Source organism: Roseicyclus amphidinii (assembly GCF_030163755.1).
In the GTDB taxonomy this organism is placed as follows: domain Bacteria; phylum Pseudomonadota; class Alphaproteobacteria; order Rhodobacterales; family Rhodobacteraceae; genus Roseicyclus; species Roseicyclus amphidinii.
Genome location: NZ_JASJOE010000091.1, coordinates 1 through 9,127, shown reverse-complemented (window position 1 = coordinate 9,127; position 9,127 = coordinate 1). Strand labels below are relative to the sequence as shown.

The 9,127-nt window shown below is 71.4% G+C and carries 10 protein-coding genes; all 10 read right to left on the bottom strand.

The features are described from left to right. Positions 1-2,213, bottom strand: a 2,213-nt coding sequence (locus QQK83_RS17920; RefSeq protein ID WP_284266614.1) for a flagellar hook-associated protein FlgK, incomplete at its 3' end; no start/stop codon positions are given. Positions 2,214-2,216: 3 nt separating this feature from the next. Next, positions 2,217-2,582: a rod-binding protein gene (locus QQK83_RS17915; protein ID WP_284266613.1), complete on the bottom strand. Its 366-nt coding sequence runs from the start codon at positions 2,580-2,582 to the stop codon at positions 2,217-2,219. An 18-nt stretch (positions 2,583-2,600) separates the two neighbouring features. Next, the gene (locus QQK83_RS17910; RefSeq protein WP_417750367.1) at positions 2,601-3,716 is read right to left on the bottom strand and encodes a flagellar basal body P-ring protein FlgI; all 1,116 of its coding nucleotides are present in this window, start codon (positions 3,714-3,716) and stop codon (positions 2,601-2,603) included. 20 nt (positions 3,717-3,736) lie between these two features. Continuing rightward, complete coding sequence (locus QQK83_RS17905; protein ID WP_284266609.1) at positions 3,737-4,408, bottom strand: flagellar basal body L-ring protein FlgH; 672 nt, start codon at positions 4,406-4,408, stop codon at positions 3,737-3,739. A gap of 11 nt (positions 4,409-4,419) precedes the next feature. Beyond that, entirely contained in the window at positions 4,420-5,208 is a 789-nt protein-coding gene (gene flgG, locus QQK83_RS17900; RefSeq protein ID WP_284266606.1) for a flagellar basal-body rod protein FlgG, read from the bottom strand. 74 nt (positions 5,209-5,282) lie between these two features. Beyond that, positions 5,283-6,044, bottom strand: a complete 762-nt coding sequence (locus tag QQK83_RS17895) for a flagellar hook-basal body complex protein (protein WP_284266605.1) — start codon at positions 6,042-6,044, stop codon at positions 5,283-5,285. Positions 6,045-6,061: 17 nt separating this feature from the next. After that, a complete protein-coding gene (locus QQK83_RS17890; RefSeq protein ID WP_284266603.1) occupies positions 6,062-7,312 on the bottom strand; it encodes a flagellar hook protein FlgE in 1,251 nt (416 codons plus the stop codon). Positions 7,313-7,357: 45 nt separating this feature from the next. Continuing rightward, a complete protein-coding gene (locus QQK83_RS17885) occupies positions 7,358-8,044 on the bottom strand; it encodes a flagellar hook assembly protein FlgD (RefSeq protein WP_284266601.1) in 687 nt (228 codons plus the stop codon). A 38-nt stretch (positions 8,045-8,082) separates the two neighbouring features. Further along, positions 8,083-8,502 carry a flagellar basal body rod protein FlgC gene (gene flgC, locus QQK83_RS17880; RefSeq protein ID WP_284266599.1) on the bottom strand — a complete coding sequence of 140 codons (420 nt, stop codon included), beginning with the start codon at positions 8,500-8,502 and terminating at the stop codon, positions 8,083-8,085. Then, positions 8,499-8,885 carry a flagellar basal body rod protein FlgB gene (gene flgB, locus QQK83_RS17875; protein WP_284266597.1) on the bottom strand — a complete coding sequence of 129 codons (387 nt, stop codon included), beginning with the start codon at positions 8,883-8,885 and terminating at the stop codon, positions 8,499-8,501. The genes flgC and flgB overlap by 4 nt, the downstream gene beginning before the upstream one ends. Positions 8,886-9,127: the final 242 nt, after the last annotated feature.

Here is a 9,127-nt window from a genome sequence, read left to right as displayed (position 1 = left end):
AGCGACAGGCTGAGCCGCCCGGTGGCGGGCAAGGCCAGCTCGACGGCGGTCTCGGCATCGACCGCAACCGGGAAGGCCGCGGCAATCAGCTCGGCGCGGCGCGCGGCGCTGGTGCCTTCGGGCAGGGTCAGCCCCGCGCCGCCCAGCGCGTCGCCGTCCAGCGTCACAAGGCTTGCCGCGGTGGCGGGAACCGGCCCCGCGCCGGTGAAGGTCAGGATCGGCGCATCGGTGCCGAGCGTCAGGGCGCTGTTGCCCGCCGCAGCCACGCGGGTGACATCGGCCAGCCCCGCGGCGGGGCCGTAGCTTGCGCCCGGCAGAAAGCCGTTCGCCTCGGTCAGAAGCGCCAGCGCCTCGGCGGCCGAGAGCGGCGGGCCGGACAGCTGCTTGCCGTCGCGGGTGAAGACCGACAGCGCCGCCGCGGGCACTTCGGAGGAGACGAGCACACCCGCCACCGGCCCCGCCGTGCCGTCGAGCGTCGCGCCCGGCAGGCTCACGCCCTCGGCCGCGGCAAGCGTCAGCCGCCCCTCGGCGGCCTCGAGCGACAGGCCCAGCTCGGAGAGCCGCCGCCCGTCCGCATCGCGGATCGTGCCCTCCTGCAGCGCGGCGGCGAAGGCCTCGGGCGTCATCGCGCCCGCCGCCTCGAAGCGGATCGGCGTGCCCGCGGGATCGAGCGTCAGCGCCTCGACCGTGCCGCCCGGCAGCGTGGCGAACTCCTGCGCGGCCTGCCGTGGCAGGGCCTGCAGGCTGGCCGAGGCAAGGCCCGCGGGCAACCGCCCCACGACACCGCCCGACAGGAACTCGACCGGCGCGCCCTCCGCCAGAAGCGCCGAAAGGTCCGGCACGTCCGCAGGCGGCAGCGGGGCGGGCACGGCCGACAGGCGGCCCGCGCCGGCATTGCCGGGCATCGCCTCGACACGCAGCGCACCGGCGGCGGCCAGGCGCGCGCCGGTCTCGACCAGCCAGCTCATGTGCCCGGCCCAGCCGCTCGTGTCGGTCAGACGGATCCGGTCGCCGTCGGCGGCCTCGCCCTCGATCTCGACGGTCAGGCCCGGCAGGCCGAGCCGCCCGTTGCCCTCGGCCAGCACCGCCCCGTCAGGGCCGAGCGCGCGCCAGAGCCCGGCGGGCGCATCGCGCACCAGCTCGATCGGCCCTTCGGGCATCAGCGCCGCATCGGTCACGGTGACGCTGGCCGCAGCCGCGCCGCGGTTCGCGGCAAGGCCCTCGGCGCTCCAGCCCGCCAGCGACAGCAGGTCGCCGCCCGGCTCGCCCGCAAGGTCCAGCGCGCCCCGATGCACGAGGTTCAGGTCGCGCGCGATGGCTCCGGCCCAGGCATCGACATCCTGCGCGACGCCGCGCAGCGCGGCATCGGCCGAGGCCAGCCCGCCCAGCGTGCCGCCGGTGATCGCGCGGCTGCGCTCGGGCTGGGTCGGGTCCCAGGATTGCGCCACGAGGCGGCCCGGCTCGCCGGGCACAAGGTGCCCCGCCCTGGCCCCCGACAGGATCACCGGCCCGTTCGGGTCCGCGCCCAGCCGGAGCTCGGCCAACCCGCCCGCGTCGATGCGGACCGAGACATCGACAAGGCCCGACAGCTCCTTCAGCATGCGGTCGCGGCGATCCAGAAGCGGGTTCTTGGCCGCGCCGTCCTTTTGCACGGCGATGCTGCCCTGCAGCTCGGCCAGACCCTCGAGCAGGTCGTTGGCCTTGCCCAGCGCCACACCGGCATCCTCGGCGATGGCGCCGCGCAGCGCCTCGATGCCCTTGCCGAGGTCGGCCACCCCGCCCGCCAGCGCCTTGCCCGCCTCGACCGCGACGCGGCGGATGCCCATGTCCTCGGGCGAGGCGGCCAGCGCGGTCAGCGCGTCGAAGAACGCCTCGAGCTGCGGCAGCGGGCCACCGCCCTCGGTCATCAGGCGGGTTTCCAGCTCACGCAGGTAGGGCGCGTTGGCCTGCGCCGCGGCAAGCCCGCCCGCGGCCTCACGGCTGCGCGCGGCAAGCAGCTGGTCGAAGGCGCGGCGGATCTCGGTGACCTGCACACCCTGCTGGTCGATGCCACGAATGAGCGGAGAGGTCTCGGCCCCCGCGATCTCGGTCTGCACCGTGTCGCGGCGGCTGTAGCCCTCGGTATCGACATTGGCGATGTTGGAACTGGTCACGCTCATCGCGCTGCGGGTGGCGGCGATGCCGCTGGCCGCGATGGAGAAGAGATCGCCCATGGATCAGCCCCCCTGCCCGGCGCGGTAGACCAGCGGCGAAAGCTGGCGCACGATGGTGTCGGCAAGGCCCAGCCCCGCGCGCTCTGCGCCGCTTTCCGAGATGGCGCGGTCGAACATGCCGTTCGTGGTGTCCGAGCCGGTCCCCTCGAACAGCCCCTCGCCCAGCGAGGCCTCGCGCGCGGTCTGCAGCATCTGCTGCAGCATCAGCGCCTCGAAGCCGCGGGCGGCCTCCATCAGGCGGGGATCGGGACCGTCGGGGCTGCCCCCGGTAACACGGTCCAGCGACGGCGCGGCGGGCCGCGCCAGCGGCAGGGGCTGGGGCTGGGGCTGGGGCTGGGGCAGGATCGGGCGGGTGACGGCGGTGTCCATGGCGGCGGCTTTCCCGGCTCAGATGATGATCAGCTCGGCGCGCAGCGCACCCGCGCGGTGCAGCGCCTCGAGGATCGCCACGAGATCCGAGGGGCCAGCCCCCACCGCGTTGATCGCGTCCACCAGGTCGGACAGCGACACGCCGGGATCGAAGACGAAGGCGACGGCGGGCTCCTCGGTGACGGTGATCTCGGTATCGGGGGTGACGGTCGTCTCGCCGGGCACTGCCACGGCGCCGCCGTCGCCATTCACCACGGTGGCGGCCTGGTCGACGTTGAAATCCTCGTTCACGCGCACGGTGAGCGAGCCATGCGAGACCGCGGCAGGCGTCACGCGCACCGGGCCGCCGATCACCACCGTGCCGGTGCGGCTGTTGATGATGACCTGCGCGGGCGGGCCCGCGGGCTCGACCTCGATCTGTTCCAGCATCCCCATGAAGGCGACGCGATGGGCCGGATCGGCAGGCGCGCGGACCCGGATCGAGGTGCTGTCGATGGCCAGCGCGACACCCGCGCCGAAGACCTCGTTGATGGCGTCCTGAACCGCCGCGGCGGTCGAGAAATCCCCGCGGTCGAGGTTCAGGACGAGGTATTCCGCCTCGAGGAAGGGGGTTTCCACCATGCGTTCGACGCTGCCGCCGCCGGGGATGCGCCCCACCGTGGGGATGTTCACCGTCAGCGACGAGCCGTCATTGCCGCTGACGCCAAGGCCGCCCACCACCAGGTTGCCCTGCGCGATGGCATAGACCTCGCCGTCCGCGCCCAGAAGCGGCGTCATCAGGAGCGTGCCGCCCTGCAGGCTTTCGGCGCGGCCCAGCGTCGAGACGGTGACGTCGATCTGCTGGCCGGGCCGCATCGCGGGCGGCAACTCGGCGGTGACCATCACCGCGGCGGCATTGCGCGCGTCGAGCGCGCTGGCCTCGACCTCGAGCCCGAGGCGCGACACGATGGACTGGATCGACTGCCGCGTGAGCTGGGCATTGCCGTCGCCGGTGCCCGAAAGGCCCACGACAAGGCCGTAACCGACCAGCGGATTGGACCGCATCCCGGCGACCGAGACCATGTCGCGCAGCCGGTCGGCCGCGGCGGGCGCGGCGAGCGTCAGCAGAACCAGAAGCGAAAGACCGAAACGCAGCATGGCTGGACCTTTCCGGGTCAGAGCGGGGAAACCGCGGTCACCGCGCGGCGCAGCCAGCCCTCGCGGGTGGCGTCCGAGACGGTGCCGGCACCGACATACTCGATCTCGGCATGGGCCAGCCGGTCGGAGCGGACGACATTGTCGGGCGAGATGTCGGAGGGGCGCACGACGCCGCGCAGGCGCACGTATTCCACCCCGCTCGTCAGCGTCAGGCGGCGTTGGCCCTGCACCTCGAGATTGCCGCCGGGCAACACGCGCATCACGGTGACCGAGACGCGCCCGATCAGCGAATTGGACTGCGTCGTGCTTCCCGAGCCGCTGAAACTGCGCTCGGACCCCATGTCGAGCCCGCTTTCGGCGAAGCCGCCGGTCAGGGCGTCGGGCAGGTTGAAGCTCGAGCCGTCGCTGCGCGAGGTGCTGGCGGACTGGACGTCGCGGGCGCTGAAGCGCTCGGTGAAATCCACGGTCAGGATGTCGCCCACCTGCGCCGCACGGCGGTCGGCGGCGAACAGGCCCGGTGCCGTCTCGGAATAGATCGCGCCGGTCGGCATCTGCCGGGTCGTCTCGATCTGCGGGGGGGCGTAGACCGGGGCCCAGTCGTCGGAGAGGCGGTCCTGCACGGTTTCGGAACAGGCGCCGAGCGTCAGGGCCGCGCCGATGAGCAGGAAGGGAACACGCGAATAGGTCATCAGGGCACCGATCAGAGCTTGTTGGTGAGGTAACGCATCATCTCGTCCGTAGCCGAGATGGAGCGCGAGTTGATCTCGTAGGCGCGCTGCGCCTCGATCATCTCGACGAGTTCCTGGACGACGTTGACGTTGGAGGATTCCAGCGCCCCCTGGCGCAGCCCCCCGGCCCCGTCGGCCAGCGGTTCCGAGACGATGGGCGGCCCCGAGGCGGTGCTTTCCATCAGGAAGGTCTCGCCCACCGGGTCGAGGCCGCGGGCATTGGCGAAGCGCGCCAGCGTGATCTGCCCGACCTCGACCGCGCCCACGTCGCCCGGCTGGGTGACGCTGACGATGCCGTCGCGCGAGATCGTGATCGACATCGCGTCTTCCGGGATCTGGATCTCGGGTTGCAGGACATAGCCGCTCGAGGTGGTCAGCACGCCCTCGGCATTGCGCGAGAGCGCGCCGTTGCGGGTGTAGCCGATCTGCCCGTCGGGCAGGAGAACCTGCAGGAACCCGTCGCCCTCGATCGCCACGTCGAGCGCGTTGTCGGTCGTGGTCAGGCTGCCCTGGGAGTGGATCTTCTCGGTCGCCACGAGCCGCACGCCGGTGCCGAGCGCCAAGGCCGAGGTCTGCTGCGTGCCTTCCGAGGTCTGCGCGCCCGCGGGGCGGTATTCCTGGTAGAGCAGCGTCTCGAAATGGGCCCGGTCGCGGCGGAAGCCGGTGGTGTTCACGTTGGCCAGGTTGTTCGAGATCACCTGGATGCGGGACTGTTGGGCATTCAGGCCGGTCATGGCCACATGCATTGCGCTGGACGTCATCGGGCGGCTCCCTGGACTGGTTCACCCCCGCTGGTGCAAGCGCCGTGCCAGTCTCGGGCAGGTCGCGTGACGGATCAGCCCGGCGGCGCCTCGAGGATGCGGCTTCCGGCCTCGTCCATCTCGCGGGCGGTCAGGATCATCCGCATCCCCAACTCGAAGCCGCGCTGGTGCTCGATACCCGACACCATCTCGGCCACCGCGTTGACGTTGCTCGCCTCGAGCACGCCCTGCCGCACCACACCGCCCTGGTCGGCGGGGGGGACGCTGCCGTCAAGCGCCCGGATGCGCCCGTCGAGGTCGCGCTTGAGCGCGCCGCCGTCGGTCTGGCCCACGGTGGCCAGAAGCCCCGCCAGCACGGTCTCGCCCGGCGCGCCCTCCAGCGGCTCGATGCGGATCTCGCCCAGGTCGGTGATGACCATCGAACGGAAATCGGGCAGCACGATGGGCTGCAGGTCGGGCCCCAGCATCGCGTCGCCCGCCCCGTTGCGCAGCACCCCCTCGGGATCGCGCCTGAGATCGCCGCGCCGGGTCAGCGCGGGCGCGCCCCCCTCGGGCTGGGCATAGAGCCAGCCGTAGCCCTCGATCGCCACGTCGAAATCCGCGCCGGTCTGGCGCAGCTCGCCCGGCTCCTGCGAGATGCGGCTGTGCATGTCCTGCACGCGGAAGGCCCGCACGTCGAGGCTGCCGAGCTGGTCGAGGAACCGCGTCTCGCCCACCGGCGGCAGGTCGCGCCGGTAGCCCGGAACCTGCATGTTGGCGAGGTTCTGGGCCTGGCTGACGCGGTCGGCCCGGTTGGCGTCCAGCGCGTTCAGCGCCGTGAAGATCATGCGGTCCATCGCGGGCTACTCCGGTCTCAGCGCATGTTCATGATGGTCTGGGCGAGCGCCTGGTTCGTCTCGAGCGCCTTGGCCGAGGCCTGGTAGTTGCGCTGCGCGGTGATCAGGTCCACCAGCTCTTCGGTCAGGTTGACATTGGCCTGTTCCAGCGCCCCCGAGCGGATCTGCCCGAAGCCGTTGACCATCGCCTCGCCAAAGCTCGCCTGCCCCGACTCGCGGGTCTGCGCATAGCTGCTGTCGCCCAGGCTTTTCAGGCCGGTGGGGTTGTTGAACTGCGCCACGGCGATCTTGCCCAGCGCGATGGCCTCGGTGCCGCCGTAGCTGGCCCAGACAACGCCCGATCCGTCGATCTCGAGGCCGGACAGGCCGCGCGGAACCTCGCCGTTGCTGCGCATGCTTGCAACCGAGAACCCGGTGCCGCCCAGCGTCGAGCCGGTGATGTCGACGGTCAGATCGGCCCCGAAGGAGGTGAAGACCGAGCTGGCCCCGCCGGTCAGCGCGCCATCGGCGTCGAAGCTGAGGACAGGTGCGGCACCGCCCGCGGGCGTGGCCTCGGCCCCGTCGACGACAAGGCGCATCTCGTAGCGCGTGGCGGGATCCGCGGCGTCGGGCGTGTCGGTCTGGACGAAATAGGCCATCGCCTGCCGGGCCTGTCCGTCGGCGTCGATCAGGTTGATCGGCGTGGAATGGGCATAGGTGCCCGCATCCGCGGGATCGAACGGTGCCGGCGGGATCGCCGCCTGGCTGCCCTGCCCCGCGGCGCCCGCGGGCAGGCGCAGGGTCATGTCGACCTCGCTGGTGGCGACCGCCTCGCCGATCACCGGCGGCACGGTCAGCGCCCGCGTGGCCTGAAGGCTGATCGGGCTGCCGTCCTCGGCGGTGGGATAGACCGCCAGGTGATGCCCTGCGGCATTGACCACCTGCCCCGCGGAATTCAGCCCGAAGGCCCCCGCGCGGCTGTAGACGGCCGAACCGCCGTCGAACTCGGTCTGCAGGCGGAAAAAGCCCGGCCCCTGCAAGGCAAGGTCAAAGGTGTTCTGCGTGACCGTGACATTGCCCTGCGCGAAGCTGCGCTCGACACCGCTGAGCCGCGTGCCCGTGCCGACCTGGGCCGAGGCCGCGATGTAGGGCGAGTTGGCGTAGATATCGGCGAAATTCGCGCGGCTGCCGTGAAAGCCGACGGTGCCGACATTGGCGATGTTGTTGGAGGTGACCGAGATCTCGGTCTGGGCGGCGTTCAGGCCGGAGAGGGCAGTGTGAAAGGACATGGCAGGTGTCTCCTGTGAAAGGTCTGTCTCGGGTCAGCGCATCGGTCAGCGCATCGCGTCGATCTCGAGGCTGCTGCGCAGCCCGTAATCCTCGATGTCGAGCATCAGGTCGGTGCCCGACTCGGGCAGTTGCACGCCGGTGATGCGGGCATAGACCGAGGGGCTGAGGGCAAGGCCGCCCTCGGGGCCGGTCGCCATGACCGACAGGCGCACGGGCGCGCGCGCCTCGGCGATGGCGGGGGGCACCGCGTCCCAGGCGAAGCCCGCAAGCCCGGCCTGGCGCGGCCCCAGCTCGATCCGGTGCAACAGGGCGCCGCTCTGGGGGTCGCGGAACTCGACACGCACGTCGGTGGCGCTTTGCGGCAGGTCGATCACGCCGTGGATCGTGCCCTCCTCGTCGGGGCGCGCGATGGTGCCCGGCACCAGCACCTGCTGGCCCAGAAGCGCCGCGCCGCTGACGATCCGGCTGCCGCCGATCTGGCTCGAGATCTGGCCGAGCGTCGCATTGACCGACTCGAGGCCCGAGACGGTCGAGAACTGCGCCATCTGCGCCAGGAACTCGCCGTTCTCCATCGGCGAAAACGGGTCCTGGTTCTGCAACTGGGCCGTCATCAGGCGCAGGAAATCCTGCTGCCCGAGCTCGTCGCGCCCGGTCGTGCGCGCCTGCGACAGGCTTTGCGCGTCACGCAGGCCGCCCGCGGCGTCCGACAGGGTGGCAAGGCTGAGGGTCATCTGGGTCTGTCTCCGGTTCTGTTTGGACAGGCGCGCGCTCAGCGGCCCATGGACATGGTGCGCGCCATCAGCGTGCGCAGCGTCGAGACCGCCTCGAGCGTGGTCTGGTATTGGCGGCTTGCGTCGAGCATCTCGACCATCTCCTCCTCGCGGTTGACCGCGGCGCGGTAGACATAGCCTTGGTCGTCGGCGCTGGGGTGGTCGGGCATGTGGACACGCTCGGGCGTCCGCTCGAGGCTCACGACCTCCTCGACATTGACACTGGCCAGCCCGGTCGCGCCGACGGCGCTTTCATACTCGGTGCGGAACACCGGCCTGAGCGCGCGAAAGGCCCCGTCCTCGGAGCCGCTCACGGAATTCATGTTGGCCAGGTTGGTGGCCACGGTGTTGAGCCGGACCATCTGCGCCGACATGGCGCGCCCGGCCACGTCGAAGACATTGTCGATGGACATGGTCATTCTCCTCTCATCGCGCGCGACAGCCCCGAGATGCGGCTGTTCAGGAAGGTCAGGCTGGCCTGGTAGCGCAGCGTGTTCTCGGCGAATTCCATCTGTTCCACCGCGGGCTCGACCGTGTTGCCGTCGAGCGAGGGAGCCACCGGCACGCGGTAGCCCAGCTGGCCGGTGCCCGCACCCGCGGCCGGGATGTGGCGGGCGTTGCTGGTCTGCAGCGCGCCGCCCGCGCCGATCCGGGCCGACAGCTCGGCCTCGAAATCGAAGTCGCGCGCCCGGAAACCGGGCGTGGCGGCATTGGCGAGGTTGGAAACCAGCACGCCGTTGCGCGCCTCGCGCAGCTGCAGCGCATTGGCATGAAGGGCAAGGTGGTCGCGGATCGAGTCCATGGTCCGTCTCGTTCTGTGGTCTGCGGTGGCTTGCGGTCTGTTGCGGTGGCTTTGCATTTTTTCCGGCCGGGGGGCCGAACTGGTCCGGGACTTGCAACAGGCGTGCCAAATCGACGGACCGGAGAGATCGGATGCCTTCCCCCACAGCCAAGACCGCCGCCCGCAACCGCCGCGGGCCGGCGCTGCCGCCGGAGTTGCGCAAGCTGCACCGCGCCCTGCGCGAGCTGCCGCTCGACGAGGCG

Coding starts and splice junctions, on each gene's coding strand:
- flgG (WP_284266606.1), bottom strand. CDS start 5,208: ATGACGTCCAGCGCAATGCATGTGGCCATGACCGGCCTGAATGCCCAA.
- flgB (WP_284266597.1), bottom strand. CDS start 8,885: ATGGACTCGATCCGCGACCACCTTGCCCTTCATGCCAATGCGCTGCAG.
- QQK83_RS17915 (WP_284266613.1), bottom strand. CDS start 2,582: ATGGACACCGCCGTCACCCGCCCGATCCTGCCCCAGCCCCAGCCCCAG.
- QQK83_RS17905 (WP_284266609.1), bottom strand. CDS start 4,408: ATGACCTATTCGCGTGTTCCCTTCCTGCTCATCGGCGCGGCCCTGACG.
- QQK83_RS17895 (WP_284266605.1), bottom strand. CDS start 6,044: ATGGACCGCATGATCTTCACGGCGCTGAACGCGCTGGACGCCAACCGG.
- QQK83_RS17890 (WP_284266603.1), bottom strand. CDS start 7,312: ATGTCCTTTCACACTGCCCTCTCCGGCCTGAACGCCGCCCAGACCGAG.
- QQK83_RS17885 (WP_284266601.1), bottom strand. CDS start 8,044: ATGACCCTCAGCCTTGCCACCCTGTCGGACGCCGCGGGCGGCCTGCGT.
- flgC (WP_284266599.1), bottom strand. CDS start 8,502: ATGACCATGTCCATCGACAATGTCTTCGACGTGGCCGGGCGCGCCATG.